This is a genomic window from Flavobacterium erigeronis (genome assembly GCF_054075165.1).
This window is the reverse complement of the sequence record NZ_JBSKGP010000011.1, coordinates 19,000-44,074: the sequence shown is the minus strand read 5'-3', so window position 1 is coordinate 44,074 and position 25,075 is coordinate 19,000. Positions and strand designations below refer to the sequence as shown.

At 33.1% G+C, this 25,075-nt stretch carries 32 protein-coding genes; 30 read left to right on the top strand and 2 right to left on the bottom strand.

Annotated elements, in window-relative coordinates:
- The first annotated feature begins 245 nt into the window (after positions 1 to 245).
- The 30 genes from ACWA1F_RS20190 to ACWA1F_RS20045 all read left to right on the top strand — a co-directional run bounded on the left by ACWA1F_RS20190 (position 246) and on the right by ACWA1F_RS20045 (position 22,087).
- Entirely contained in the window at positions 246 to 1,124 is an 879-nt protein-coding gene (locus ACWA1F_RS20190) for an AraC family transcriptional regulator (protein WP_456896369.1), read from the top strand.
- 72 nt (positions 1,125 to 1,196) lie between these two features.
- Complete coding sequence (locus ACWA1F_RS20185) at positions 1,197 to 2,039, top strand: NmrA family NAD(P)-binding protein (protein ID WP_456896367.1); 843 nt, start codon at positions 1,197 to 1,199, stop codon at positions 2,037 to 2,039.
- Positions 2,036 to 2,419, top strand: a complete 384-nt coding sequence (locus ACWA1F_RS20180; protein ID WP_456896365.1) for a DUF5367 family protein — start codon at positions 2,036 to 2,038, stop codon at positions 2,417 to 2,419. The genes ACWA1F_RS20185 and ACWA1F_RS20180 overlap by 4 nt, the downstream gene beginning before the upstream one ends.
- Positions 2,420 to 2,504: 85 nt before the next feature.
- Positions 2,505 to 3,254 carry a YegJ family protein gene (locus ACWA1F_RS20175; RefSeq protein WP_456896363.1) on the top strand — a complete coding sequence of 250 codons (750 nt, stop codon included), beginning with the start codon at positions 2,505 to 2,507 and terminating at the stop codon, positions 3,252 to 3,254.
- Positions 3,255 to 3,394: 140 nt separating this feature from the next.
- Positions 3,395 to 3,886 (top strand): TPM domain-containing protein, encoded by a 492-nt coding sequence (locus tag ACWA1F_RS20170; protein ID WP_456896361.1) that lies wholly within the window; start codon positions 3,395 to 3,397, stop codon positions 3,884 to 3,886.
- Positions 3,887 to 4,053: 167 nt separating this feature from the next.
- The gene (locus tag ACWA1F_RS20165; RefSeq protein WP_456896359.1) at positions 4,054 to 4,737 is read left to right on the top strand and encodes a carbonic anhydrase; all 684 of its coding nucleotides are present in this window, start codon (positions 4,054 to 4,056) and stop codon (positions 4,735 to 4,737) included.
- Between the two features lie 128 nt (positions 4,738 to 4,865).
- Positions 4,866 to 5,519 carry a suppressor of fused domain protein gene (locus ACWA1F_RS20160; RefSeq protein WP_456896357.1) on the top strand — a complete coding sequence of 218 codons (654 nt, stop codon included), beginning with the start codon at positions 4,866 to 4,868 and terminating at the stop codon, positions 5,517 to 5,519.
- A 12-nt stretch (positions 5,520 to 5,531) separates the two neighbouring features.
- On the top strand, positions 5,532 to 5,966 hold the full coding sequence (locus tag ACWA1F_RS20155) for a GNAT family N-acetyltransferase (RefSeq protein WP_456896355.1): 435 nt from the start codon (positions 5,532 to 5,534) through the stop codon (positions 5,964 to 5,966).
- 19 nt (positions 5,967 to 5,985) lie between these two features.
- Positions 5,986 to 6,372: a DUF1801 domain-containing protein gene (locus ACWA1F_RS20150; protein WP_456896353.1), complete on the top strand. Its 387-nt coding sequence runs from the start codon at positions 5,986 to 5,988 to the stop codon at positions 6,370 to 6,372.
- Positions 6,373 to 6,405: 33 nt separating this feature from the next.
- Positions 6,406 to 7,140, top strand: coding sequence for a DUF2625 domain-containing protein (locus ACWA1F_RS20145; RefSeq protein ID WP_456896351.1), 735 nt, complete (start codon positions 6,406 to 6,408; stop codon positions 7,138 to 7,140).
- 104 nt (positions 7,141 to 7,244) lie between these two features.
- Positions 7,245 to 7,631 (top strand): YdeI/OmpD-associated family protein, encoded by a 387-nt coding sequence (locus ACWA1F_RS20140; RefSeq protein ID WP_456896349.1) that lies wholly within the window; start codon positions 7,245 to 7,247, stop codon positions 7,629 to 7,631.
- Between the two features lie 109 nt (positions 7,632 to 7,740).
- On the top strand, positions 7,741 to 8,421 hold the full coding sequence (locus tag ACWA1F_RS20135) for a DUF4919 domain-containing protein (RefSeq protein ID WP_456896347.1): 681 nt from the start codon (positions 7,741 to 7,743) through the stop codon (positions 8,419 to 8,421).
- 138 nt (positions 8,422 to 8,559) lie between these two features.
- The gene (locus tag ACWA1F_RS20130; protein WP_456896345.1) at positions 8,560 to 9,102 is read left to right on the top strand and encodes a DUF2975 domain-containing protein; all 543 of its coding nucleotides are present in this window, start codon (positions 8,560 to 8,562) and stop codon (positions 9,100 to 9,102) included.
- A gap of 10 nt (positions 9,103 to 9,112) precedes the next feature.
- Positions 9,113 to 9,319 carry a helix-turn-helix domain-containing protein gene (locus tag ACWA1F_RS20125; RefSeq protein WP_057116634.1) on the top strand — a complete coding sequence of 69 codons (207 nt, stop codon included), beginning with the start codon at positions 9,113 to 9,115 and terminating at the stop codon, positions 9,317 to 9,319.
- A 69-nt stretch (positions 9,320 to 9,388) separates the two neighbouring features.
- Positions 9,389 to 9,982, top strand: coding sequence for an NAD(P)H-dependent oxidoreductase (locus tag ACWA1F_RS20120; protein ID WP_456896342.1), 594 nt, complete (start codon positions 9,389 to 9,391; stop codon positions 9,980 to 9,982).
- Between the two features lie 168 nt (positions 9,983 to 10,150).
- The gene (locus ACWA1F_RS20115; RefSeq protein WP_456896340.1) at positions 10,151 to 10,636 is read left to right on the top strand and encodes an SRPBCC family protein; all 486 of its coding nucleotides are present in this window, start codon (positions 10,151 to 10,153) and stop codon (positions 10,634 to 10,636) included.
- 102 nt (positions 10,637 to 10,738) lie between these two features.
- Positions 10,739 to 11,635 (top strand): NmrA family NAD(P)-binding protein, encoded by an 897-nt coding sequence (locus ACWA1F_RS20110; protein ID WP_456896338.1) that lies wholly within the window; start codon positions 10,739 to 10,741, stop codon positions 11,633 to 11,635.
- 12 nt (positions 11,636 to 11,647) lie between these two features.
- The gene (locus ACWA1F_RS20105) at positions 11,648 to 12,562 is read left to right on the top strand and encodes a helix-turn-helix domain-containing protein (RefSeq protein WP_456896336.1); all 915 of its coding nucleotides are present in this window, start codon (positions 11,648 to 11,650) and stop codon (positions 12,560 to 12,562) included.
- 123 nt (positions 12,563 to 12,685) lie between these two features.
- Positions 12,686 to 13,054, top strand: coding sequence for a nuclear transport factor 2 family protein (locus tag ACWA1F_RS20100; RefSeq protein ID WP_456896334.1), 369 nt, complete (start codon positions 12,686 to 12,688; stop codon positions 13,052 to 13,054).
- 59 nt (positions 13,055 to 13,113) lie between these two features.
- Positions 13,114 to 14,163 carry a serine hydrolase domain-containing protein gene (locus ACWA1F_RS20095; RefSeq protein ID WP_456896332.1) on the top strand — a complete coding sequence of 350 codons (1,050 nt, stop codon included), beginning with the start codon at positions 13,114 to 13,116 and terminating at the stop codon, positions 14,161 to 14,163.
- 2 nt (positions 14,164 to 14,165) lie between these two features.
- Positions 14,166 to 14,588, top strand: a complete 423-nt coding sequence (locus ACWA1F_RS20090) for a DUF1801 domain-containing protein (RefSeq protein WP_456896330.1) — start codon at positions 14,166 to 14,168, stop codon at positions 14,586 to 14,588.
- A 1-nt stretch (position 14,589) separates the two neighbouring features.
- Entirely contained in the window at positions 14,590 to 15,693 is a 1,104-nt protein-coding gene (locus ACWA1F_RS20085; RefSeq protein WP_456896328.1) for an MBL fold metallo-hydrolase, read from the top strand.
- A gap of 116 nt (positions 15,694 to 15,809) precedes the next feature.
- Entirely contained in the window at positions 15,810 to 16,934 is a 1,125-nt protein-coding gene (locus ACWA1F_RS20080) for a lactonase family protein (RefSeq protein ID WP_456896326.1), read from the top strand.
- A 29-nt stretch (positions 16,935 to 16,963) separates the two neighbouring features.
- Positions 16,964 to 17,491, top strand: a complete 528-nt coding sequence (locus tag ACWA1F_RS20075; protein WP_456896324.1) for a GNAT family N-acetyltransferase — start codon at positions 16,964 to 16,966, stop codon at positions 17,489 to 17,491.
- A gap of 102 nt (positions 17,492 to 17,593) precedes the next feature.
- Complete coding sequence (locus ACWA1F_RS20070) at positions 17,594 to 18,175, top strand: LOG family protein (protein WP_456896322.1); 582 nt, start codon at positions 17,594 to 17,596, stop codon at positions 18,173 to 18,175.
- Between the two features lie 51 nt (positions 18,176 to 18,226).
- Entirely contained in the window at positions 18,227 to 18,910 is a 684-nt protein-coding gene (locus ACWA1F_RS20065; RefSeq protein WP_456896320.1) for a porin family protein, read from the top strand.
- A gap of 104 nt (positions 18,911 to 19,014) precedes the next feature.
- Positions 19,015 to 19,482, top strand: coding sequence for an SRPBCC family protein (locus ACWA1F_RS20060; RefSeq protein ID WP_306160015.1), 468 nt, complete (start codon positions 19,015 to 19,017; stop codon positions 19,480 to 19,482).
- 622 nt (positions 19,483 to 20,104) lie between these two features.
- Positions 20,105 to 20,473 carry an iron chaperone gene (locus ACWA1F_RS20055; RefSeq protein ID WP_456896317.1) on the top strand — a complete coding sequence of 123 codons (369 nt, stop codon included), beginning with the start codon at positions 20,105 to 20,107 and terminating at the stop codon, positions 20,471 to 20,473.
- Between the two features lie 28 nt (positions 20,474 to 20,501).
- A complete protein-coding gene (locus tag ACWA1F_RS20050; protein WP_456896315.1) occupies positions 20,502 to 21,395 on the top strand; it encodes a TlpA family protein disulfide reductase in 894 nt (297 codons plus the stop codon).
- An 8-nt stretch (positions 21,396 to 21,403) separates the two neighbouring features.
- Positions 21,404 to 22,087, top strand: coding sequence for a 2'-5' RNA ligase family protein (locus ACWA1F_RS20045; RefSeq protein ID WP_456896313.1), 684 nt, complete (start codon positions 21,404 to 21,406; stop codon positions 22,085 to 22,087).
- 45 nt (positions 22,088 to 22,132) lie between these two features.
- Here the strand turns inward: ACWA1F_RS20045 and ACWA1F_RS20040 are convergent, their stop codons facing one another.
- Complete coding sequence (locus ACWA1F_RS20040; RefSeq protein WP_456896311.1) at positions 22,133 to 22,492, bottom strand: VOC family protein; 360 nt, start codon at positions 22,490 to 22,492, stop codon at positions 22,133 to 22,135.
- 175 nt (positions 22,493 to 22,667) lie between these two features.
- The gene (locus tag ACWA1F_RS20035) at positions 22,668 to 24,815 is read right to left on the bottom strand and encodes a cation:proton antiporter (protein ID WP_456896309.1); all 2,148 of its coding nucleotides are present in this window, start codon (positions 24,813 to 24,815) and stop codon (positions 22,668 to 22,670) included.
- Positions 24,816 to 25,075: the final 260 nt, after the last annotated feature.

Here is a 25,075-nt window from a genome sequence, read left to right as displayed (position 1 = left end):
TGCTAATTCGTTCAAAGTTTGTCATCCTGACGAAGGAAGGATCTCCGTTAGTAATTCCGCATAGAGAATCAATCTTTGTCGAGCTACTTGCGGAGATTCTTCCTTCGTCAGGATGACATACATTGAGAATATATTTAAGTTCAAACAACAATTTTCTCCTTAAATTACTTTTGTATATTTGACTAAATTTTAAGCATTTCCAAATTATCTAATTGACTAATTTCCAAATTATCTAATTCAAAAAAATGACCACCGATATTATAGAAGTAAACAATTTCATTGTATTGATTGAGCAGTCCAATTCTGATAAAGAGTTTGTGCAAAAATGCGAGATTGATGGCGATGCAGTCGGTTTTGCTTTTTACGGTTCTGGAAATGTCGAATTAGAAATTAAGCACAACGACCAGACTAAATATTTAATGAATACAACTGGCTTAGCGATTTCATTTTTTGGAAATCAGAAAGTGGGTTTTGCACATAAAATAGCTCCAGAAAAACCGCTGCAGTCCATCAGTATTTTTGCCAAACTAAAAACCATTCAAAATTTGCCTCAGACCGAAAGAGAAATTTTCGAAAAGCAATTGCCAGACTTGGTCAATCCGAATGCGCATTTTGTTAAGGGCCCTACTCTATTTATGACGCTCGAAATGCAATTGGCTGTGCAAAAAATATTCAACACCACTTATTCTGGCAACACCAGACTTTTATTTTTAAAAAGTCAGGTTAATGAATTATTGGCGCATTATTTTGCACTTTTATCTGAAGAAAAGAAAACAGAACTTACCGAAAAAGACAAAGAAAAACTTTTTCAGGCAAAAGATATCGTAAGCACAAATTATTCTAAACCGCCAACCATAACAGAACTTTCTAAATTAATTGGTTTAAACAGCAGTAAATTAAAAAAGAACTTCAAAGAATTATTCGGTATTCCGGTTTACAAATTCATTCATGAAGAACGTTTAAACAAAGCTTATGAATTGCTTTGCAACAGCGAGAAAACAGTACAAGAAGCCGCTTGGGATGTAGGTTATGAAAGTTTAAGTTCTTTCTCCAACGCCTTTCAGAAAAAATTCGGATCACGACCAAACGAAGTCAAAAAACAATTCCTTTCAAACAAATCTTAATTCCTTTCCGACAAATGTTTTTGTGATGATCATTGCAACTTTGCTTTATCAATAATCAAAAAACAATTTATCATGAAAACAACAAAAATTCTGCTGATAGGCGGAAACGGAAAAACTGGAAAAAGAGTAGCACAATTATTAAACGAAAAAGAAAATGTTGAAATCACAATCGCATCGCGTTCTGGAAATCCATCATTTGATTGGGAAAAACCAGAAACATGGTCTGAGATTTTAAAAGGCATAAATGTAATCTATCTTACTTTTCAGCCTGATTTGGCAGTTCCTTCAGCACCAGAAATCATTAAGCGATTTAGTATTCAAGCAGTGAAAAGCGGAGTAGAAAAAATTGTACTTCTTTCTGGAAGAGGCGAAAAAGAAGCCCAAATTTGCGAAGAAATCGTAAAAGCAACTGCGCAAAAATGGACAATTGTGAGAGCAAGCTGGTTCAATCAAAACTTTAGCGAAAGCATATTTTTAGAACCCATTTTGGCTGGATACGTCGCATTGCCAAAAGCTGAAACCCTAGAACCTTTTACCGATGCAGACGATATTGCCGAAGTAGTTGCAGAAGCATTATTAGACGAAAAACACAACGGGAAAACTTACGAATTAACTGGCCCGCAATTGCTTACTTTTGAACAAGCTGTCGCAGAAATAGCAAGAGTGACAGAAAGAAATATTGTTTTTCAGCCACTTGAATTAGACGAATACGTAAATATGCTTCGCGAATATCAGGTTCCAGAAGATGAAATTTGGTTGGTAAATTATCTTTTTTCTGAAGTTTTAGACGGACGAAATTCAAGCATTACCAACGACATTGAAAAAATCCTTGAACGAAAAGCAACCACCTTCTCAGAATACGTTAAGAAAACTGCTCAAACTAGAATTTGGAATGAAGTAAATCAGCTGTCATGAAATATTTCAGAGCCGTTCTATCTGGATTAATACTCTGGATTTGTGTCGCAACATCTTTTTTCATCCTAGAGCATACACCAGTTGTAAAAGAATCATTAAACATGCAAACCATCATTATTTGTATATTAATTATCTTTTATTCTTTTATCGGAGCTTCCTTTTATTATAAAAAAGAAAATAATTTATCTGGGATTCAACTTGGCATCATTATGTCCTTTACAGCCGTTTTTATGGATGCTTTGCTATTTGTTCCGTTAGTAGAAATTCCGAAAGGCAATACCTATCAGGATTTCTTCAGCAATCCATTATTATGGATACTTGCTACAATAAATATAGCTGCTGTATATTTTTATTGGAAAAAGAACTTTAAAATTAAATAATTGTAAAAACAGATTTTAAATTTTGATCCGGCTTGCAGAAGTAAGTCGGATTATTTATCTTACAAGAAATATAAAATTTTAAATCATGTCTGATACAAAAATATTCTACGCCGACGGAGAAAACCCAAAAATGATTGAAGCTTACAAAAAAGCTCAGGAAACTTTTAAATATTTCTGGAGAGAATTATCTTGGGAATACAGAAGAATAGTTCCCGGATTGGATGTTGCGTGTGTAAAACTGGCTTTTACGCAAGAAATAGACGGTGAAATCGAAGTCGAACACATGTGGATTAATGATGTAAACTTTGACGGCGAAAATATATACGGCATTCTAGTAAATGATCCAGATGTATTGACGAATGTAAATAACGGCGACGAAATTGCAATTCCCGTTAATCAAATTAGCGATTGGCTATTTGCTTCTCAGGGAAAAACCTACGGAGCATTTACTATTCATGCTATGCGTTCTGAAATGAGCGACGACGAAAGAGCAGCGCACGATGAAGCTTGGGGATTAGAATTTGGTGATTTTAATGATATTCAAGTCGTTTTTGAACAGAACGAAAAACCTGAAAATCTAATCGAACACCCTATGAGCAAAAACATGAAAGAAAGTTTAATCGAATTCTTAAAAAATAATCCGGAAGAAGTAAACGGGCAAGACGATTTAGGTTTTACCTTTTTACACCGCGAAGCGATTGCAGGAAACCAGAGTTCAGTCGAGGTTATTCTAGAACATGGTGCAGATAAAAATGCCAAAACCAACAGCGGAAAAACAGCTTTAGATTTTGCTAAAGAGCTAAAATGGGATCATTTACTGCCTCTTCTTCAATAAAAATTCAAAAATCCGATTTAGTAAGTAAATCGGATTTTTTTATACTTTCTATGCAGAATAAATATTAATTTTTCTTCACAATTTGAAGACCGATTTTAAATAATAAAGCCCTAATTTTGCAGCGCCCAAATAAATCTGTCATGAAAAAATTAGTATTCTTTTTAACAATTGCTCTTTTTTTAACACATTGTTCTTCAGCGCAAACAAAACCTGTCGATCCCTCTATTTTTGCAAAATCGTATGATTATGTAAATGACTTCGAAAAAATTCTGACTCCCAGTCAAATTAAAGAATTAAACGACTTTTTAAAATCTAGCGAAGAAAAAACAAAAATCAAACTGCTTGTTGTTACTACATCTTCTATAAATCCGTATACCGATTTAACCGATTATTCTATGGATTTAGACAAATATCTGCTTTCAAAATTAAAAATTGACACTTCGATTTTAATTGTCATAAGCAAACAACTAAGACAAATTCAGGTTCAGGGAATTGATAAAATACGTGCCAAAATGAGCGATCAGGAAATGAAAGATATTATTTCAACTTATTCTATTCCAGAATTGAAAAAAGGAGATTATTACAAAGGTTTACAGCAAGCAGCAGTTCAGCTGATAAAAAAAGTGGGGTAAATCGTTTTATACCAACAATCTGATAATAAAAACATTAAAAAGTTTTTCATTTATTTAAAAAACTTTTATTTAATATAAAAAAAACTTCTGGAGGCTGATCAAAAAAGCGATTGAAAATAATTTTGCCAAGTTATTTAAACAAATTAAAATTTTTAAAAACTTGAAAAATGAAAAAAGTTATTATAGCTGCATTTCTAGCACTAATTTTTATTTTTTCCGCAATTAGCTGTCAAAATCACCAAGATCAAAATGCCTCAGCCGTTAAAGAAATTAAATCAGATCCTGTAAACGAATTAATCGAAGGAAACAACAGATTCTTAGACGGAAAATCAAAACATCCGCACCAAGACAAGAAAACTGTTCTTGCCAATCAAGACGGCCAAAAACCATTTGCTGTTGTTGTAACTTGCTCAGACAGTAGGGTTTCGCCAGAAATTGTTTTTGACCAAGGAATCGGAGATCTTTTTGTAATACGAAATGCTGGGAATCTACTCTCTGACCTTGATATGGGAAGTATCGAATATGCAGTAGAACATTTAGACACGAAGCTTGTTATCATTCTTGGGCATACGGAATGTGGGGCTGTAAAAGCCTACATAAACGATAAAGATGGAGCTTACAAAAAACACTTTAATCACATTGATAATATTGTTGAAACCATTGCCAACGAAAAAGAAGAGATAGACGCAGATAAAACTACTCCAAAGGCAACCAATTACTTAGGAGCAATTGATGCCAACATCAAACATTCGACTAAAATGATTCAGGATAACCCAATTGTAAAAGAACACAAAGTAAATATCATCTCTATGCGATATGATGTTCATACAGGAAAAGTTACACAATTGTAAATCAGCATCTAAAAAAGTAAAAATCCGATTTCTTCTGAAGTCGGATTTTTTTTTCGAAAAATTAAACCAAAACTTAATTTACTCTTTATCGTAAAATCTATATCTTGTCTCTGTTAAAAATTCACACGATGACATTAGAAGAGTATAAAAAAGAATTTTCAGAAGAAGATGCTGTTGGATGGCTAGAAATCGACAAGGAATTTGATCGTCTTTATCCTGGTCAGGAGCCAAAACATTTTGCTCCCGCTATAAGTTATATGCTGGGCGGCGATAATCCGCTTGACGGCGTGAGTTATTACGAAAGCAAAAAGCAAGAAGATCATTATCATTTTGTTACTTACGGTTTTTCTGAATTGTATTATGATGAAGAAAAAGTCAATGGCGAATTCAGCAAATGGGGATTTGAGCTTACTTTTAGGCTAAAACCATTTGAAGCTGATAACGAAAACCCGAGTTGGGCGGTGGCACTGCTTCAAAATATTGCCAAATATGTTTTCAGTTCTGGAAAATGGTTTGAAGAGTTTCATTACATGCCCGCAAATGGACCAATTCGATTAGGAACAGAAACTGAAATTATCGCACTCCTTTTTATAAATGATCCCGAAATCGAAAAGAAACAGACTCCGCATGGAGAAGTTTCCTTTTTACAGATTGTCGGGATAACTGGAGAAGAATACAATGCTATTCTTGAAAATCAAATTACGGTAGAAGAATTGGTCGATAAATTAAAAGAAAATAATCCTTTATTAATTACCGATTTGAACCGAAATAATAAGGCTTAATTCAATTCTAAAATGATACGCATAATAGAATTTAGAGAAATCGATTCACAGCCTCTAAGAGAACTTTTCTTAAGTGAAAGACAACGTACCTTTGCAGAGCAAGACACATCTGAATTCAAATTAGAAGATTTTGACAAGCAAACGCAGGGAGAATATATTCTAACGGCTTTTCTAGACGATGTTCTTGTTGGATTCATTTCGGTCTGGATGCCCAACAATTTTATTCATCATCTTTACGTTGATAATCGATATCAAGGAAACAATATTGGTACCGAATTATTAAAAGCTGCTATGCAGAAAGCTACGTTTCCTATTACTTTAAAATGCCTTGAAACCAATACCAAAGCAATTGAATTTTATATCAAAAAAGGATTTACAGAAAAATCCAGAGGTTATTCAGGCAACGGAACTTATATTTTATTTGAGTTAACAAAAGAGATTGTATAACTGAAAAAAGCTAAAAAAAATGAATCCGATTCAAGATTACAATGATTTGCAAACAGCAGAAAATAAAGCAATTTGCGATAAACTTTATGCGGTTATAAGCAAGAATCTTTCTGAAGCCGAAAATAAAATCTGGCACGCACATCCCGTTTGGTTTTTAGACGGAAATCCGATTGTTGGTTACAGCAAATTAAAAGATTCTGTCAGACTGCTTTTCTGGAGCGGACAATCTTTTGAAGAAGAAAAACTTCAGAATGAAGGTTCGTTTAAAGCAGCTGAAAAACGTTATACAAATGCCGACCAAATAGAAGAACAAGATCTGAAACGCTGGCTTGAAAAAGGCAGAGAAATTCAATGGGATTATAAAAACATTGTCAAACGAAAAGGAGTTTTAATCCGACTGAAATAATCAACCAAAAAACCAAAAACACATACAACCAAAATGAAATTTTTATCCTTAACCGCCTTTATTTTTTTAACTATTACCTCTTATTCTCAGACAAAAATGCGACCAGTAAACGAACTTATAGATCAGAAAGATTCTGGATGGAAACTTGTAAAAGAATGGACAGATTCTGCCAAAAATAAAATAGAAATTCTACCCGTAGATCCTCAAAAAGCTAAAGATGCTTTATATAATACACAAGTTACAACAAGTTCACCAATGGGCGCCATTGTTTATAAAACTGGCGGAATATTAATTGATAATGGCTGGATTAGAATTTTGGGTTCTGGAAGTACCAAACTTACCCGAAGCCTTCCGGAATGGAACAAAGGAAAAAGTTTTAAAGAATATGGCGAAGCCCCTTCATTTTTTCTAATTGCTGATGATGCTTTGGGCGGATTTTATATTTTGAACGGAGGCGCGCTTGGCGAAGATCTTGGAAAAGTATATTATTTTGCGCCAGACAATTTAGAATACGAAAAGCTTGACATTACTTATTCTGAGTTTTTAGAATTTTGTTTTAATAATGATTTAGACAAATATTATTCTGGCAGCCGCTGGGAAAACTGGAAAAAAGATCTTGCTACATTACAGGGTGATCAGGTTTTCAATTTTTATCCGTTTTTATGGACTGAAGAAGGAAGCGACATCAACAAAGTTCAAAGAAAAATGATTCCTGTTGAAGAACAATACAGCCTTAATTTAGATTTAAGAAAACAGCTTGGGCATTAATAAAAGTTCATAACATTTTAATTTCCAGTTTTTTAGTTTTAATTTTATTGCTGACACACTGTTGTCACAAACTCCTTTTACTTTTATAAAATAAAACTAAAGAGATGGAAACTAAAGACGGAAAATTAGCGGTTTACGCGCCAACCCGACAAGATTGGCGCAATTGGCTCGAGGCAAATAGCCAGACAGAAAAATCGGTTTGGTTAATCTTGTATCACAAAAAAAGTAAAACAGAAAGCGTCAATTTAGTCGAAGCAACAGAAGAAGCGCTTTGTTTTGGCTGGATTGACAGTCTCTGCAAAAAACGAGATGCCGAAAGCTACTATCTTACTTTCTCTCATCGAAATCCGAAAACCAGTAAATGGAGTAAACCCAATATTGAAAGAGCTAAGCGCATGATTCAGCAAAATTTAATGACGGAGCACGGTCAAAAGTTAATCGATATTGCCAAAGAAAAAGGAAAATGGATTGTGGATACTCCAGAAAATTAATATTGTCGTTTTATAAGAAGTGGCTTTACTAGCATTTATAGAAGGGTTTTGTGTCAGAATAATTTGTATTTTAGTAAGACCAAAACTCTAACCTAAAACCTTATAAATCATGCTAAAACAACTACTCCTTATTTTTGTTTTTTGTTTCGGAATCCAATTGAATGCGCAAGATGCTGGTTTTACAAAACCAGATTATAAAGCAATCGAAAAAGAAATCTCCGATAAAAATTCGAAGTTCTTTTATCCGAAATTAATGGAAAGGCTTGTAAAAAACGATACGCTTTTAAACCCTGAAGAATACCGACATTTGTATCTTGGTTATGTTTTCCAGCCCAAATACAATGCCTTTTGGACATCGCCAGATGATGAAAAACTGCGCACTTATTACAATAAAGAAACCCTTGAATCCTCTGATTACGATGAGATTATCAAACTGGCCAATAATTCTATAACCGACTTCCCGTTTGACTTGCGACAGCTTAATTATCTAGCCTATATTTATCATTTAAAAGGTGACGAGGCTGCAGCAAAAGCAACCTATTTTAAATTTCACAGTATTATGAATGTAATTCTTTCTTCTGGCGACGGCAAGAATTGCGAAACTGGTTTTCATGTCTTAATGGTCGATCACGAATATATTTTGCTCAATCTTTTTGAAATTGAATCTAAAGGACAATCACTTGTTGGCGATTGTGATTATCTAAGTTTTGAAAAAGGCGTTTATAAAGTAGACGGAATTTATTTTAATATCCAAAAAATGCTGGAAAACGAACGAAAAGTACTTCGCTAAAATCCTTATCTAAAATATAAAACTGAAGCTTCTGCAAATTTTAATGTAGAAGATTTTTTTTTGATAAAAACTATTTATTTATTGTTTATCAATAAATTTTTATTATTTTAGCAGCAATGAATTTTAATCTTAACTGCTATGGAAATTAAAATTGGAACACCACAGATTCTAAAAATCCTGAATGTTTTATCTTGGATTATTTTTGTCGGCTTATGTGTAGAAGCCGGAATGTATCTTTTTAACGGAATTTATACGATGACGATAAATTCGTATAACGCTCGTTTTCTTAATTTGCTTGATTTGTACAATTACAGTCCGAGTTTTTACATTCAGGAATTCTGTTTTATCAGCATTGTTGCCATTTTAAAAGCTATTATGTTTTATCTGATTGTCAAAATGCTGCACGAGAAAAAATTAAATATCGAAAAACCATTTACCGCAGAAACTGGGCGCTTTATCTCTTATCTCTCCTATTTAGCTTTTGGAATTGGATTATTTTCTTACTGGGCTTTCAAATTCAACAATTGGCTGATTCTAAATGGCGTAAAACTTCCTTCTTTAGAATCACTTAATCTTGAAGGCCACAGCATTTGGATTTTTATGGCTATTGTAATGTTTGTCATTGGCCAAATTTTCAAAAGAGGAATCGAAATTCAGTCTGAAATTGATTTAACCATTTAAACGAAAAATTATGCCTATTATAGTAAATTTAGACGTCATGATGGCTAAAAGAAAAATGTCATTAAACGAACTATCAGAAAAAGTGGACCTCACTTTATCCAATCTTTCGATCTTAAAAACAGGCAAAGCAAAAGCCATTCGTTTCAGTACACTGGAAGCTATCTGCAAAGTTTTAGATTGCCAGCCAGGAGATATTTTAGAATTTTCTGAAGAATAATTTTATTTTGATTTAATTCGTATTTTCGTACAAATCAGAAATACTTTTAAAATAACTAAAAATCTAGAAATGAATATTTTAATTGTTTACGCGCATCCGAGCAAAAAATCGTACACTTTTCAGGTTCTGGAAAGGTTAAAACTTGCCTTAGCCAAAGAAAAATGGAATGTTGCTATTTCTGATTTATACGCGTCGAATTTTGCTAGCGATATGTCTGAGGAAGAGTACGAACGTGAAGGTTTTGCCAAAACAGAACTTCCGATTCCGTCTGATGTTTTAGCCGAACAAGAAAAAATAGAAAAAGCAGATTGCATTATCTTTTTATATCCCGTTTGGTGGAGCGATTGTCCTGCAAAATTAAAAGGCTGGTTTGACCGCGTGTATTCAGTTGGGTACGCTTACGGACAAAATGAGACTTCGAGAAAAATGAAAACCATTCCGTACGGACTTGTAATTTGCACAGCCGGACACCCGAATGCTTTCTTGCATGAAATTGAAATGGCGCAAAGCATGGAAAAAATCATGCTCGAAGATCGTCTTGGAAAACGTTTTACGCATAAAGAAATGATTATTCTAGGCGGAACTTTAGAACTTGAAAATGTAATGGCAACACATTTTGATTTGATTAATAAAATACCAGAAAGAATCAGGAAGTTTTTTTGATTAAAATTCCAAAATTTTAAATTCCAAATTCCAAAAAAAATCTAAAATCTAAAATCAGAAATCTTAAATAACACTTGTCCGAAACACACCTTAAAATTGTCTTTTAAACACCGTAAATAATTGATCTTTAGATTGTAATTTTACTTTACAATTTAAAATCAATTCATTATGAGTGCGCAAGATTTTACCACAACTATAATTGTCAATCAATCACCAGAAGACGTTTTTAAAGCCATACAAAATGTTCGCGGCTGGTGGTCGGAAGAAATTGAAGGCCAAACCGCAAATGAAGGTGACGAATTTAAATACCATTACGAAGATGTACACCGCTGTAAAATAAAGTTGATTGAAGTAATTCCGAATCAGAAAATCGTTTGGTTGATTGAAGAAAATTATTTCAGCTTTACCAAAGACGATACCGAATGGACGAACACAACAGCCGTTTTCGACATTTCGCAACAGGAAAATAAAACCAAACTTGTTTTTACGCATATTGGTTTGGTTCCAGAATACGAATGTTTTGACGTTTGCAAAGCCGGCTGGACTAATTATATTGAGAATAGTTTAAAAAAACTGATCGAAACTGGACAAGGTGAGCCAAATGCAACGGGAAAACCTCAAATTGAAACCGAAAGAAAATTGTCCCAAAAATAGAATCACATTTCATACTATTATTTTAGACTACATCAATCATAGATTTGGCTAAATCTATTTCTCTGATGGTGTGCAACTTTGCATTATCAAAAAAATAGTATTATGAAAATTACGATTACAGGTTCTCTAGGGAACATTAGCAAGCCTTTAGCGAAAGCTTTAATAAAAGAAGGGCATCAAATTACAGTAATTGCAAGCAGCAATGAAAGAAAATCAGAAATTGAAAACCTTGGAGCTCAAGCGGCCATTGGATCTGTAAATGATGTCGCATTTTTAACCGAAACATTTACAGGAGCAGATGCCGTATATTGCATGATTCCACGAGCAAATTATTTTGACCCGAATCTGGATTTAGATGCTTTTACTCGTACAATTGGAAATAATTATGCAGAAGCCATCACGAAATCTAACGTAAAACGAGTAGTGTTTCTAAGCAGTATTGGTGCGCATTTAAAACAAGGTTCTGGAATTATTCAGCGTTATAATGAAATCGAAGCCGTTTTGAATAAACTTTCAGATGTTTCGATTACATTTATGCGTCCGACTTCTTTTTACTACAATTTGCTGGCTTATATTCCGATGATTAAAAATCAAGGAATTATCGCTGCAAATTATGGTGCCGATCACTTAATTCCGTGGGTTTCTCCAAACGATATTGCAGAAGCAATTGCAGAAGAACTTACAACTCCGCTTGACGGAAAAAAAATACGTTATGTCGCTAGCGAAGAACTTTCTGGAGATCAGACCGCAAAAATTCTAGGTCAAGCAATCGGAAATCCAGATTTAAAATGGAAATTCATAAGCGACGAAGAAACACTAAACGGTTTAATTGCTGTTGGAATGCAGCCGAAAATTGCACAAGGTTTGGTAGAAATGTATGGAGCTCTTTACAGCGGTTTGTTAGCCGAAGATTACTATCAAAATCGTCCTTCAGTTTTAGGAAAAACGAAGCTGGAAGATTATGCAAAAGAATTTACGGCAATTTTCAATCAAAATTAAGTACCTTGTCCTATGGCAAATCAACAACCTCTTCGATTTAAAACAATAAGCGAATTTCATGATTTTAGAAATTTGCCTAAACCCGAACATCCTTTGGTGAGCGTTTACAATTTTGAAGATTTAAAGTATCTTAACGAAGAAGAACCAAAAAACTTAATGTTGGATTTTTATTCTATTGCTTTAAAAAGAAATGCCAACGCAAAAATGCGCTATGGTCAGCAGGAATACGATTTTAAAGAAGGAGTTTTATTATTCATTTCGCCAGGACAAGTTTTTTCTATTGAAGGAAATGCCGAAATGCAGCACACAGGATGGTCATTATTGATTCATCCTGATTTTCTTTGGAATACTCCGCTTGCGCATAAAATTAAACAATATGATTACTTTGGTTATGCAGTCAATGAAGCGCTTCATCTTTCTGATAAAGAAGAAAATATGCTAATTGACATCATAAAAAATATCCAGCAGGAATACCAATCTAATATTGATAAGTTTAGCCAAGATGTAATTATAGCCCAAATCGATTTGTTTTTGACTTATGCTGAGAGATTCTATAACAGACAATTTATCACAAGAAAAATAAGCAGTCATCAGATTTTAGCGCGTTTGGAAAAATTGCTCGAAGATTATTTTACCAACGATTCTTTGAAACAGAAAGGACTTCCAACAGTACAATTTATAGCCGAAAATTTAAACGTTTCTCCCAATTATTTAAGTGCATTGTTAAAAACGCATACTGGCCAAAGTACTCAGCAACATATTCATAATAAACTGATTGAAAAGGCCAAAGAAATGCTTTCGATCACTGCACTATCCATCAGCGAAATTGCATTCGAACTCGGTTTTGAGCATCAGCAATCATTTAGTAAATTATTTAAAACAAAGACAAATACTTCGCCTTTAGAATTTAGACAAGCATTTAACTAAAAAGAAAATTTAAAAGGAATTTATCAAACCAGCTAGCCATTTAATTTTATAAATATTACATTCTTTTCTGCAAAATTTATAGCGGTTAATTTCATAACTTAGTTTGCTTTTAAATCCTGAATCATGACTAAGAAAGAAATCGCTAAAAACTTCCTGAAATTGGCAGCAAAAGGACATTCTCACGAAGGCTTTCGATTGTATATTGGGAAGAATTTCAAACATCATAATGCCTACTTCAAAGGCGATGCAGAAACTTTAATGCTCGCTATGGAGGAGTCTGCCAGAACAAATCCGAATAAGCTTTTTAAAATTCATCATATTTTAGAAGACGGCAATTTGGTTGCTGTACATTCGCATCTTAAACAAACACCTTCAGATATTGGTTTTGCAGTTGTACATATTCTCAAATTTGATGGCGACAAAATCATCGAACTCTGGGATTTAGGACAGCCTGTTCCAAAAGATTCTATTAATAAAAATGGAATGTTTTAAAAATTTAAACAGAAATATCAAAAACAACAAACTATAAACAACAAACCATAAACCTTTCAATGAATTCCATTTTTAGATTCTCTGCATTACTAATCGTATTTTTTCTATTTTCTAATTGTATTTCGTTTGCGCAAAAAAAGACAACGCTTTCTACTCAAATTGACAGCGTACTAAACATTTCTTCGCCAAAATTTAATGGAACAATTTTAATTTCTAAAAATGGGAAATCAATTTACAGTAAAGCTGTAGGTTTTGCAGATTTTGATAAAAAAACGCCTTTAAAAATGGACAGCCAATTTGAAATCATGTCGAATACGAGACAGATTACTGCGGTTTTGATTATGAAAGAAGCGGAACAAGGAAGAATAGATTTGCAAATTCCCATTAGAAAATATCTGCCAAATCTAAAACAGAGCTGGGCAGATTCTATTACCACTCATCAATTGTTAAATCATACACACGGAATTGTAGATCCTAATAAACCTTTGGCTTTTAAACCCGGAAGCCAATTTAAATATGGCAATGAAGGTTATCCATTTCTAGGTTTGATTATTGAATCTGTTTCTAAGAAAACGTATGCAGAAATGGCGAGCGCTCTTTTTAAGAAACTCAAAATGAACAATACTTTCTGTTATGCTAAAGGCAATACTCAAAATTTGGTTACAGGTTATATGAATGAAAATAATCATTTAGAAAAAGCTGAAAATACTCTAATTGCTCCAGAAAAAGTTCCGTCTGCCGGCATTGTTTCAACCGCAAATGATTTATTGATTTGGAACAACAATCTGCACAAAGGAAAAATCTTAAAACCAGAAACCTATCAATTAATGTTGCAATATAATATTCTGGCACAGCATAATGTTTTTGGAAAAGAAAAAGTCGGCTATGGCTACGGACTTAGAATTGTAGATAAAGAATCTCCTAAATATTATGGACATACTGGTCTTGGCAATGGATTTTCTTCTGTAAATTTGTATTTCCCTGAAAGCGATGTGAGTATGATTGTTTTAGAAAATGAAATGAATGCAAATTCTGATTTGTTTTATAAAACTGGAATTACAATCAAAAACCTGCTTTTAAAAAGTGATTTATTCAATCAAAAACAATAAAAATGGCGACTAACAAAACAACCGAAACTTCTAACAGTGTTACCGATTTTATAAATGCTATAGAAAATGAAGTAAAGAGAAACGATGCTTTTGAATTGGTAAAAATAATGAAGGAAGTCACAGGTTTTGAACCTAAAATGTGGGGACCAAGCATTGTGGGTTTTGGAAGTTACCATTACAAATACGACAGCGGACACGAAGGCGATGCTCCATTAGCAGGATTCTCACCAAGAAAAGCAGCTATGACGGTTTATTTTTATCTGCCAGAAGAAAACAGAGAAGAACTTTTGTCTCAACTTGGAAAACATACCTCTTCTAAAGCCTGCATTTACATTAAAAAATTAGCCGACATTGATATTGAAATCTTAAAAAAGATAATTTTATGTTCAATGGAATACACCCAAAATTTATATCCTTCCAAATAAAATGATCACATTCTTAATTCTGATATTTGCACTAATACTTGCCGTTTACCTTTTTCTTCAACATCCTAAATTTGGAAAAGCGCCGTCTGGCGAAAGATTAGTACAGATTCAAAACTCGCCACAATATAAAAACGGAAAATTCGAAAACCAGAATTTCACTCCAGATCTTGCGGAAGGCGCGAGTTATTCTAAAGTTTTTTATGATTTTTTCTTTAAAAAAGTAGAAAGAAAAATTCCGACCGATTTAATTCCTTCTGTAAAAACCAATTTACTTGAACTTGCTTTAGATCAGGATATTTTGGTTTGGTTTGGACATTCGTCGTATTTCATTCAGTTGGAAGGAAAACGCTTTTTGATCGATCCCGTTTTCAGCGGAAACGCCTCTCCTATTCCAGGAACCACAAAATCTTTTAAAGGTTCTGATATTTATACTGTTGATGATATTCCAGAAATTGATTATTTGCTGATTACGCACGATCATTATGACCATTTGGATTATGAAACGATTTTAAAACTAAAACCTAAAACCAAACAGATTATTACCGCTCTTGGCGTAGGTTCGCACTTTGAATTCTGGGGATTTCCTGTAGCAATGATTATAGAAAAAGACTGGTACAGCACTGTTCAATTAGATGAAAATCTTACCATTCACACCGCTCCATCCAGACATTTTTCGGGCAGAGGATTTAAAAGATGTAATACGCTTTGGACTTCATTTATTTTAGAAAGCAAAGATTTTAAGATGTACTTAGGCGGAGACAGTGGCTACGACAAACATTTTGCTGAAATTGGCGAAAAATACGGGCCTTTTGATATTGCTTTAATTGACAATGGACAATACAACCAGAGTTGGAAATATATTCATAATTTACCCGAAGATGTCATAAAAGCTATGAAAGACCTTAAAGCAAAAAGAGTATTTCCGGTACATTCTTCAAAATTTGCTTTATCGCTTCACTCGTGGGATGAGCCTTTGAAAAAAGTTACTGAATTGAATAGTTTGTCTGAAAATCCGATTCCATTAATTACTCCTATGATAGGTGAATTAGTAGAATTAAAAAATGAAAAACAGGAATTTCAACAATGGTGGAAAGGCATTAATTAGGCTTCTCCCGAAGTTTCGGGACGCTCAGCCAGACAACGTGTATCAAATCTGACTTAAAATTATTTAAACCAACTGTCTCCCTGAGCGAAGTCGAAGGGCAAAACCTGAAACCAAAAATGAAACCAAAAATATACTATTCTGCAATTGCACTTTTATTCACAATAACCCTATTTTCTCAAAACACCTACGTGTTTTTAGGATCTTACAACCGTGATAAAACAGCTGAAGCCATTCAGGTCTATCAAATGGACACTTTAAATGGGAAATTAACCAAATTTACTTCAGTTAAAAATATTGTAAATCCGTCGTATTTGACGATTTCGCCAAACGGAAAATATGTTTATGCCTGTACTGATACCAAAACTCCAAATGCGGGAAGTATAAGCAGTTTCGAATTTAATCCATCGACAAAAACTTTGACATTTTTAAACAGTCAGAGAAGCGGTGGCGAAAATCCGGTTTATGTCAGCGTTCATAAAAACGGAAAATGGCTTGCCAATGCCAATTATACAGAAGGAAGCGTATCGGTTTTTCCACTTTTAGAAAATGGTAAAATCGATTCAATTGCACAGAATTTTCAGTATACAGACGGAAGTGTCAATAAAGAAAGACAAACCAAATCTCATGTACATTCGGCCGTATTTTCTCCGCAAGGCGATTATTTGTTTTTACCCGATTTAGGAGCCGATAAAATACGCTGTTATGCTTTTGACGAAAATCAGAAAAAGCCTTTGTCAGAGATTGCAAATCCGTTTACGAAAACTGATTTAGAAGCTGGTCCAAGACATTTTACTTTTCACCCCAATCAAAAATTTGGTTATTGCATTGAAGAAATGGCTGGACAAATAAGCGTTTATAAATATGAAAATGGTGTTTTAAATAAAATTCAACGTATTGTCACACATTCAGATGAAATAAAAAACGGATTTGAAAGCTCTGATATTCACATTTCTCCCGATGGAAAGTTTCTATATGCAACCAACCGCGGTAAAGAAAATAATATTGCCATTTTCTCTATTGACGAAAACGGACTGCTGAAAAATATTGGTTATCAATCTACTTTAGGAAAACATCCGCGAGTTTTTGCTCTTGACGAAAGCGGGAAATTTTTAGTAGCATCCAATGTTCAAACTGGAAATGTGGTTGTTTTTAAAAGAGATTCTAAAACGGGACTATTGAAAAAAACAGGAAAACAGATTAAAATGGAAAATGTTTCTTGTGTACAGATTAAGAGAATTTAAAAAATTAGCCTTTAACTAAAAACCATAAAATGCAAAAATCAAACTTCAATTTACAGCCAGATTTCTTAGAAAACGAAATTTCAAAGTTAATTCCGTTAGAAGAAAAACATTTTGAAGCGTTATTTGAAGCTGCTTCTGATCCCTTAATTTGGGAACAAAATCCAGTTAAAGACCGATATACAAAAGAAGGTTTTAAAACTTTTTTCGATATTATAATTACAAAAAATCCATTTCTGATTCTCGATAAACAAACTAATGAAGTAATGGGAACAACGAGTTTCTACGATTACAATCCAGAAAAATCGAATGTTGGAATTGGCTATACTTTTATTACAAGAAAATATTGGGGCGGACCATACAATAAATCCAACAAAAAATTAATGATGGATTATGCTTTTCAGCATGTTGATTCGGTACTTTTTCATGTCGGTTCAGAAAATTTCCGTTCGCAAAAAGCCGTTTTAAAGCTCGGAGCAGAAAAAATAAATGATCTTACGTTTAACATAAATGGCGTAGACGTTCCGTATTTTGAATATGAATTGAAGAAAAACAGATAAAAATTATGAGTTATTAATTATGAATTATAAGTCGGAAAGCAAACTGATATTCACAATTCTAAAAATTCATAACTCATAATTCATAATTTACAACTTAAAATAATGAAAAGAATTACCGTTTTCTGTGCCTCTAGTTTTGGTACTGAAAAAATTTACGAAGAACAAGCTACTGCTTTGGGTAAAACCTTGGCCGAGCAAAATATAGAATTGGTTTACGGAGGCGCAAATGTAGGTTTAATGGGCGCCGTTGCCGACGGAGCTTTGAACGCGGGCGGAAAAGTAATTGGCGTATTGCCTAATTTTTTAAGGTCGAAAGAAATAGCTCATTTAGGCTTAACCGAATTAATTTTGGTAGAAAGCATGCACGAAAGAAAAACCAAAATGAACGATTTATGCGATGGCGTAATTGCACTTCCTGGTGGTTTTGGAACACTCGAAGAACTTTTTGAAATGCTGACTTGGGCACAATTAGGATTACATAAAAAACCAATTGCAGTTTTAAACGTAAACGGTTTTTACGATTCGCTAATCGAATTGCTGCAAACCATGACAGAAAAAGGCCTGTTGAAAGAAGTCAATCAAAAAATGCTTTTGGTAAGTGATACTATTGAAGATTTATTAGAACAAATGAAAAATTACACTGCTCCAACAGTTGGTAAATGGATTGATAAAAAAGAAGTGTAATATTTAAATAGACTTCTCATTATATTTACCTAAAAATCAACATAACCGTTCATGAAAAAAATTACCTTTTTATTTTTAACGATCTTCTCTTTAATCACTTTTAAAACATTAGCTCAAGATTCAAAAATCACATTTGGAGTGCAAGCGGGACTTAATTATTCTAGCTACAGAGGTTTTGATTCTTATACAAATGACAACCCTGGAATTGCTTATTTGGTGGGTGTTTCAGTGCAATATAGAATCAAAAATAATTTATCTATAAAAGCGGATATCAACTACGAAAGAAAAACACAAATCTCAAAAACAACTGTAGAGATATTCCCAGAAAACCCCTCAATGCCAGCAGTTGGTGGAATTTATGATTTAAAAATTAGAAATTACTCTAATTATATTGTACTTCCAGTTATGTTAAAGTATAATTTTTCTAGTAATAAAAGTTTTTACGTAAATGGAGGTCCGTTTCTAGGCTACTTGCTTAAATCTGGCGAAAGTGCAGAGCTTGATGCCGAAGGTGTAAATGATGAAGATGTAGAGACGACAAAATATAGAAAGTCTTTAGATTACGGTTTATCTGCTGGAATTGGAAAAGAATTTAAATTGAAAAATGATCATAAACTTTATGTAGAAATTAGAGATAATTTGGGTTTATCCAATACATCAAAAACTGAAATGATGAGTGGCGGTTCTTTAAAAACAAACTCATTTAATTTAATAGCGGGTTATACATTTAATTAAATTTTAATCTTTAATAGATAGTATTTTCATAAATTAGAGCTTCCAAAAAAAATTGACGTAAAAACCAATTTTACTATTCTTTCTAACTCTTATTTATAAAAACTATGAAAACAGAAAACAACAAATTTGCAAAAGCCGAAATGCTGATTCGAAAACCTGTTTCAGAAGTTTTTCAGGCTTTTATTGATCCTCAGATTACGAGTAAATTTTGGTTTACAAAAGGATCTGGAAAATTAGAAGAAAATCAGAAAACGGAATGGACTTGGGAAATGTATGGTTTTTCGCTTTCGGTTACGACGCTTGTCGTTCAAGAAAATAAAAAGATTGTCATTGAATGGGGAAATCCTGATGAAATTACTTTGGTAGAATGGGTTTTCAGTCCGTTGAACGAAAATGAAACTTTTGTGAGTATTACCAATTCTGGTTTTCATGGTGACGCAGATAAAATAATCGATCAGGTTCGTAATTCGACTGAAGGTTTTACTTTGGTTTTGGCGGGAGCAAAAGCTTATTTAGAACATCATTTGCAGTTAAATCTGGTTTTGGATCGTTTCCCTAAAGGACTTGCTTAATAGTGTTTTTTAATACTTTGCGATTTTTTTACCGCAGAGCACGCAAAGGTTTTACGCAGAGAACGCGAAGTTTTTTTTGAGAAGTCATTAAAATGAAAAAAGATCGCAAAGCTTTGTCAATATAAATAGTGTCACTTTATGTTAAAAATTTAACCGCAGAGAACGCAAAGGTTTTACGCAAAGGGCGCAAAGTTTTTTTGAGGGGATCATTAAAATGAAAAAGATCGCAAAGCTATGTGTAAAAAAGTTTTAACTAAACAGAGATTTGTCAACATAACGCTTTGCGAACTTAATATGTAGATTCTGCTTAGTCTAACAATTAAAATAATCTTAGCGAACTTTGCGTAAAAATTTAACCGCAAAGAACGCAAAGGTTTTTACGCAAAGAACGCGAAGTTTTGAGTATTATTAATAATGAAAAGATCACAAAGCTTTCTCTAGATAACGCTTTGCGATCTTAAAATATAGATTCCAATTAGCCTAGCAATTAAAATACCTTTGCGCACTTTGCGGTAAAAAAATTAAACGCAAAGTTTTTACGCACAGACAACTTGAAACATTAAACTTGAAACATTAAACTTGAAACATTAAACTTGAAACATTAAACTTGAAACAAAAAATCATGGACATTAAAAAACCTGAAAATATAGACGAGTACATTGGTGGATTTCCAAATGATGTTCAGGAAATTTTGGAGAAAGTTAGAATGACGATTCAAAAAGCAGCTCCAGATGCTAAAGAGAAAATCAGTTATTCGATGCCGGCTTTTGAGCAAAATGGAATTGTAGTTTATTTTGCTGCTTTTAAAAACCACATTGGACTTTATGCTCTCCCAAGCGGGCACGAAGCTTTTGCGGAAAAACTTTCTAAATATAAATCTGGAAAAGGCTCTGTTCAGTTTCCTTTAAAAGATCCAATACCTTATGATTTGATTACTGAAATTGTTAAGTTTAGGGTCAAAGAAAATCTGGAAAAAGCAAAAAAGAAATAAATTTATTAATTCGAAAAAACTCTTTTTCATGATTCGATTTTCTTTTACTATACTGCTATTTTTCATTAGTTACTTGATTACTGCTCAGGTTGAAACTGCATTAGAAAAAGAAATTTTAGAAATGCACCAACCTACCAAAATCGTTCAGGATTCTATCGTTAAACTGCAAAAAGAAGTTTTATCAAGGATTGAATTTGAAAAAGATTCTGTTGCTAAAAAACAATTAACACTTCGTTTAGATACACTCGAAAATGCAAAAGATCAAAATGATATAAATGAATTAAAACTTGATTTTATTTTCGCCAAAAAACATCCGAATTCATTTACTGCATTACGCTTAATGCGTTTAAACGTTAGTCGTTTTATTGGTATGAATTTTTACGACAATTTTGTAGAAGTCTTTGAAAATTTTACTCCCGAAATAAAAAATTCTGAAAAAGGAAAAGAGATGGCCGAAAAGCTTAAATACTTCAAACAAAGCAAAATTGGGAGTCTTGCTCCCGAATTTACTTTAAAAGATATTGATGATAAAACAATTTCACTTTCAGATTTCAAAAACAAAAAATATGTTTTAATTGATTTTTGGGCAAGCTGGTGCGGACCTTGCAGAGAGGAATTACCCTATACAAAAGAATTATATAAAAAATATAAAGACCAGGGTTTTGAAATTATTAGTATTGCAAAAGATGACAAATCTGACTTGTGGAAAAACGCAATTGCAAAAGAAAAAATTGAATATTGGAAACATATTTTTATTACAGAAAACGATAAAAAAATCATTACTGATTATTTTGTATACGGAATTCCCCATAAAGTCTTAATCGATAAAAATGGTATAATTATTGGGAAATGGAAAGGCAGTGGCGAAATTAACAAAGCAGATTTACAACAGCTTTTAAAATCAATTTTTGAAAGTGAATAATTTTTAAAATGAATTTAACCGAACACTACAACGACCTTTATAAATCATCTTCTGAAATCATTTCGGCAGGAAAATATTCCATTGATTCTGAACTTAAAAACGAATCTGATTCCCGTTTTGGAATTACGTTGCTTATTCGCCCAAATGGTGAAACTAAAGCCAATATTCAAGCTTTTATTAGCGAATTGAAAAAAGCAGAACCTGACCAATATTTTTATCCAGATTCAGATATTCATATTACGGTCATGTCTATTATTTCTTGTTCGGAAGGTTTTACTTTAAATCAGATTTCGCCAAATGAATATATTGAAGTGATTTGCAGAAGTCTAGTTGATGTAGAGAAAATCTCGATTAATTTTAAAGGAATAACTGCTTCTCCATCTGCTCTTATGATTCAGGGATTTCCGAGTGATGAAACTTTAAATAATTTGCGAAACAGGCTTCGCGAAAATTTTAAAAATTCAGGATTACAGCAAAGTATTGACAGTCGTTATTCTATATCTACAGCGCATGCTACTGTAATGCGTTTTCAGGAAAAACTTCATAATCCGAAAAAACTAATAGAAATAGCTGAAAGATTCCGTGATTATGATTTCGGAACATTCGAAGTCAAAAATTTAGAATTGGTTTATAATGACTGGTATCAGCGTAAAAGTACAACGCGAGTTTTAGGGGATTTTGGATTGAGATAGTTTTTTTGCCACGAATTACACCAATTTCACCAATTCATTTTTTCTTTATTTAAATTTTCCAAAATGCCATAAAACACCAGAAGGATCATGTAGAAAACATTCGCTTCCCCAATTTTCATAACGAATTGGCGTTAGTTTTACGCTATATTTTTCTGTGAGTTTTAAATCCAGAAGTTCAGTATAATATCTTTCCACATCATCAACTTCAAGAAAAATCATGGTATTTTCAATCCAGTTTTTATCGTAGTAATCCTGAAGATAAAAAGCGATTTCTCCTGTTTTAAAAACCGACATTTTTGAATCTAAAACCGTTTCTTCAAATCCTAAATCGCGGTAAAAACTTCTTGAAATCTCAAAGTTTTTAGAACCTATAAATGGTCGAATTGAATTTGCGTTGTGATTCATCAAAAAATATATTAAAGATTAGGTTTATTCTTTTTTCGCATTTTTAATGTTTCCAAATATTTCTTCGGATCGAAATTTTCCGCTCGACCACTTCTTATTCCTTGTATCATTTTTTTTAGAAGTAACAATTTATCGTTTTCATTATTATTTTTCACCATGCATTTTGTTTAAAAAATTACCCCTTCTTCAAAATACTTCCCAAACCACGACCAATTTGCTCAATGGCTTCAATTCCTTTGGTTAAAGGCGAAGCTGTAAAATCTTCGTAGGCATCCATCGCGCTTTCTTTTCGATCGTCGTGCGGATAAACCAAAATGACATTGTTTTCACTAAATGATTTTTCGAATTTTGAAGGCAATTTATCAAAGATAGACTGATACGAAACCGAACCTTTTCTTGATAAGTTGAAAACCACTAAATCTGTTGGTTTTATTTCATCTGTAATAGCTTCAAAATCTTCCCAGTCCATTATGCTTTTGAATCCTAATTTTGCATTAAGCTTCAAATTAGTTGCAATTTGCTGAATCATCTGATGGGTATTGTATTCTGCATAAATTACAATCGGAATACTTAATTCCTGAGACAAACGGCACATTTTCTGTAACAATAACTGAAATCCGATTCCTCTTTCTGAAAATGGCGGACAGATAAAAACCAGTCTTTTTTCTTCAATAAAATTTCTTTGAAACCTGCAGATAAACAAATTCTTATCGACATTGTTGATAATTGAATCTACATTTTCTCCAAAGATTTTATCAATAAATCCCGTTTTTCTTGGCCAGCCTACGATGACGATATCCGACATAATTTCCTTAGAAGTTCTCGCAATTCCGCTCGCTGGATTATGGTCAATTCTGGCAATGGTATTGATTTTTACTTCTGAAGCCGATCCTTGAATTACAAATTTATCAGCTGCTTTTCTGTATTTTAAAATGTTTTTTTCTGCCTGATTATTGTTCGGAACAATCGTCAATAAAGTAATCGGATTTGAGGATTTTTTATCTTTTATTAAAAGTGCGAAATCCAATAAACTTGCCGCCGCAGAAGTTTTTGCCAGCGGAATCAAAATATGTTCGTCTAAAATCTGATCTTTTCCTGCATCTTGCGGTGAAATTTCTTCTTCGCAGATTGCAATTTTCTTAGCTGCTTTTTCTGTAGCAAAAGAAGCGACGATACACGTAATCAGAATCAGAATAATAGTTCCGTTTAAGATATTTTCATCTAAAATTTTTGCTTTATATCCGACCAAAATTACTGCTAAAGTTGCTGCTGCGTGCGCACTGCTCAATCCGAAAATAAGCTGTCTTTCGGTTCTCGTATATTTAAAAACAATTTGAGTAAAAAATGCCGCAATCCATTTTCCGAATATCGCCACAACGCTTAAAGTTCCTGCAACAATCAAAGCTGTCGGTCCGCTCAAAATAACGCTTACATCAACTAACATTCCTACAGAAATCAGGAAGAATGGAATAAATAACGAATTCCCGATAAATTCAATTCTATTCATCAAAGCAGAAGAATGCGGAATAAGCGGATTTAACGCCAAACCTGCAACGAAAGCTCCAATAATCGGCTCCACTCCTGCTACTTCGGCCAAAAAGGCAGCAAAGAAAACCACCGAAAGCACAAAAATATAATGGGCGTGTTTCTCACTCTCTAATTTTTTGAAAAACCATTTGGCAACACGCGGAATAATTACAAACATTATAGCTGAAAAAATGGCTAAGGAAACTATCAGCTTAACCCAAAATGCCTGAGTTAGATTGCCTTGACTGCTTCCCATAATTACAGCCAGAATAATCAAAACCGCTGTATCAGTCAAAATAGTTCCGCCGACTGTAATGGCAACCGCTTGATTTTTAGCAATTCCCAATTTGCTCACAATAGGATATGCAACTAAAGTGTGTGTTGCAAACATGCTCGCCGTTAAGAAACTTGCATTAAAATCGTATTGAAGCAAATAAAAACAAACTGGAAAACCGATTGAAAGCGGCAGAATAAAAGTAAAAAAACCAAAAAGCAAACTCTTGTTCCTGTTGGCTTTAAACTCATTCATATCCAGTTCAAGTCCTGCAATAAACATGATATACAAAAGACCGATTGTCGAAAACAAATCAACAGCGGAGTTTTTGGCTAGAATATTTAATCCGTGCGGTCCAATTATAACACCCGAAATAATAAGTCCGATAATTCCTGGAATATTAATCTTTTTAAGTAAAATTGGCGAAAGCAGAATTATAAAAAGTATTAACGAAAAGATCAATACAGGGTTGCTTAAAGGTAATTCGAATTCTTGTAATAGATGTCTGAAAAATTCTATCATATGGTAACTTTATCTTCTTTTGGCACTAATATTTGTAAAAAGACATTTTCAGAATTAAAACAAAATCCATGAAGTATTAATATTAAAGAATCAAGTATGCAATATAACTCGTTCTTTTACAAAAATACCTAAAAATGGTGAACTTTTTACGTAAACTGCATATTAAGGCTTTAAATTTATTTCGTTGCCGAATTATTAAATTTTAATATTTATTTTAACAAATACGCAAGATTAACATTAAAAAAGAAATCATCATTGCA

What these genes read in the sequence shown, in the direction of transcription:
- ACWA1F_RS20140 (WP_456896349.1), top strand. Translation starts at nt 7,245, where the DNA reads ATGGAAACTAAAGACGGAAAATTAGCGGTTTACGCGCCAACCCGACAA.
- ACWA1F_RS20040 (WP_456896311.1), bottom strand. Translation starts at nt 22,492, where the DNA reads ATGAATCACAACGCAAATTCAATTCGACCATTTATAGGTTCTAAAAAC.
- ACWA1F_RS20150 (WP_456896353.1), top strand. Translation starts at nt 5,986, where the DNA reads ATGAATCCGATTCAAGATTACAATGATTTGCAAACAGCAGAAAATAAA.
- ACWA1F_RS20175 (WP_456896363.1), top strand. Translation starts at nt 2,505, where the DNA reads ATGTCTGATACAAAAATATTCTACGCCGACGGAGAAAACCCAAAAATG.
- ACWA1F_RS20050 (WP_456896315.1), top strand. Translation starts at nt 20,502, where the DNA reads ATGATTCGATTTTCTTTTACTATACTGCTATTTTTCATTAGTTACTTG.
- ACWA1F_RS20165 (WP_456896359.1), top strand. Translation starts at nt 4,054, where the DNA reads ATGAAAAAAGTTATTATAGCTGCATTTCTAGCACTAATTTTTATTTTT.
- ACWA1F_RS20075 (WP_456896324.1), top strand. Translation starts at nt 16,964, where the DNA reads ATGCAAAAATCAAACTTCAATTTACAGCCAGATTTCTTAGAAAACGAA.
- ACWA1F_RS20130 (WP_456896345.1), top strand. Translation starts at nt 8,560, where the DNA reads ATGGAAATTAAAATTGGAACACCACAGATTCTAAAAATCCTGAATGTT.
- ACWA1F_RS20110 (WP_456896338.1), top strand. Translation starts at nt 10,739, where the DNA reads ATGAAAATTACGATTACAGGTTCTCTAGGGAACATTAGCAAGCCTTTA.
- ACWA1F_RS20185 (WP_456896367.1), top strand. Translation starts at nt 1,197, where the DNA reads ATGAAAACAACAAAAATTCTGCTGATAGGCGGAAACGGAAAAACTGGA.
- ACWA1F_RS20180 (WP_456896365.1), top strand. Translation starts at nt 2,036, where the DNA reads ATGAAATATTTCAGAGCCGTTCTATCTGGATTAATACTCTGGATTTGT.
- ACWA1F_RS20080 (WP_456896326.1), top strand. Translation starts at nt 15,810, where the DNA reads ATGAAACCAAAAATATACTATTCTGCAATTGCACTTTTATTCACAATA.
- ACWA1F_RS20090 (WP_456896330.1), top strand. Translation starts at nt 14,166, where the DNA reads ATGGCGACTAACAAAACAACCGAAACTTCTAACAGTGTTACCGATTTT.
- ACWA1F_RS20155 (WP_456896355.1), top strand. Translation starts at nt 5,532, where the DNA reads ATGATACGCATAATAGAATTTAGAGAAATCGATTCACAGCCTCTAAGA.
- ACWA1F_RS20065 (WP_456896320.1), top strand. Translation starts at nt 18,227, where the DNA reads ATGAAAAAAATTACCTTTTTATTTTTAACGATCTTCTCTTTAATCACT.
- ACWA1F_RS20160 (WP_456896357.1), top strand. Translation starts at nt 4,866, where the DNA reads ATGACATTAGAAGAGTATAAAAAAGAATTTTCAGAAGAAGATGCTGTT.
- ACWA1F_RS20055 (WP_456896317.1), top strand. Translation starts at nt 20,105, where the DNA reads ATGGACATTAAAAAACCTGAAAATATAGACGAGTACATTGGTGGATTT.
- ACWA1F_RS20105 (WP_456896336.1), top strand. Translation starts at nt 11,648, where the DNA reads ATGGCAAATCAACAACCTCTTCGATTTAAAACAATAAGCGAATTTCAT.
- ACWA1F_RS20060 (WP_306160015.1), top strand. Translation starts at nt 19,015, where the DNA reads ATGAAAACAGAAAACAACAAATTTGCAAAAGCCGAAATGCTGATTCGA.
- ACWA1F_RS20100 (WP_456896334.1), top strand. Translation starts at nt 12,686, where the DNA reads ATGACTAAGAAAGAAATCGCTAAAAACTTCCTGAAATTGGCAGCAAAA.
- ACWA1F_RS20120 (WP_456896342.1), top strand. Translation starts at nt 9,389, where the DNA reads ATGAATATTTTAATTGTTTACGCGCATCCGAGCAAAAAATCGTACACT.
- ACWA1F_RS20095 (WP_456896332.1), top strand. Translation starts at nt 13,114, where the DNA reads ATGAATTCCATTTTTAGATTCTCTGCATTACTAATCGTATTTTTTCTA.
- ACWA1F_RS20170 (WP_456896361.1), top strand. Translation starts at nt 3,395, where the DNA reads ATGAAAAAATTAGTATTCTTTTTAACAATTGCTCTTTTTTTAACACAT.
- ACWA1F_RS20085 (WP_456896328.1), top strand. Translation starts at nt 14,590, where the DNA reads ATGATCACATTCTTAATTCTGATATTTGCACTAATACTTGCCGTTTAC.
- ACWA1F_RS20145 (WP_456896351.1), top strand. Translation starts at nt 6,406, where the DNA reads ATGAAATTTTTATCCTTAACCGCCTTTATTTTTTTAACTATTACCTCT.
- ACWA1F_RS20045 (WP_456896313.1), top strand. Translation starts at nt 21,404, where the DNA reads ATGAATTTAACCGAACACTACAACGACCTTTATAAATCATCTTCTGAA.
- ACWA1F_RS20035 (WP_456896309.1), bottom strand. Translation starts at nt 24,815, where the DNA reads ATGATAGAATTTTTCAGACATCTATTACAAGAATTCGAATTACCTTTA.
- ACWA1F_RS20125 (WP_057116634.1), top strand. Translation starts at nt 9,113, where the DNA reads ATGCCTATTATAGTAAATTTAGACGTCATGATGGCTAAAAGAAAAATG.
- ACWA1F_RS20070 (WP_456896322.1), top strand. Translation starts at nt 17,594, where the DNA reads ATGAAAAGAATTACCGTTTTCTGTGCCTCTAGTTTTGGTACTGAAAAA.
- ACWA1F_RS20190 (WP_456896369.1), top strand. Translation starts at nt 246, where the DNA reads ATGACCACCGATATTATAGAAGTAAACAATTTCATTGTATTGATTGAG.
- ACWA1F_RS20135 (WP_456896347.1), top strand. Translation starts at nt 7,741, where the DNA reads ATGCTAAAACAACTACTCCTTATTTTTGTTTTTTGTTTCGGAATCCAA.
- ACWA1F_RS20115 (WP_456896340.1), top strand. Translation starts at nt 10,151, where the DNA reads ATGAGTGCGCAAGATTTTACCACAACTATAATTGTCAATCAATCACCA.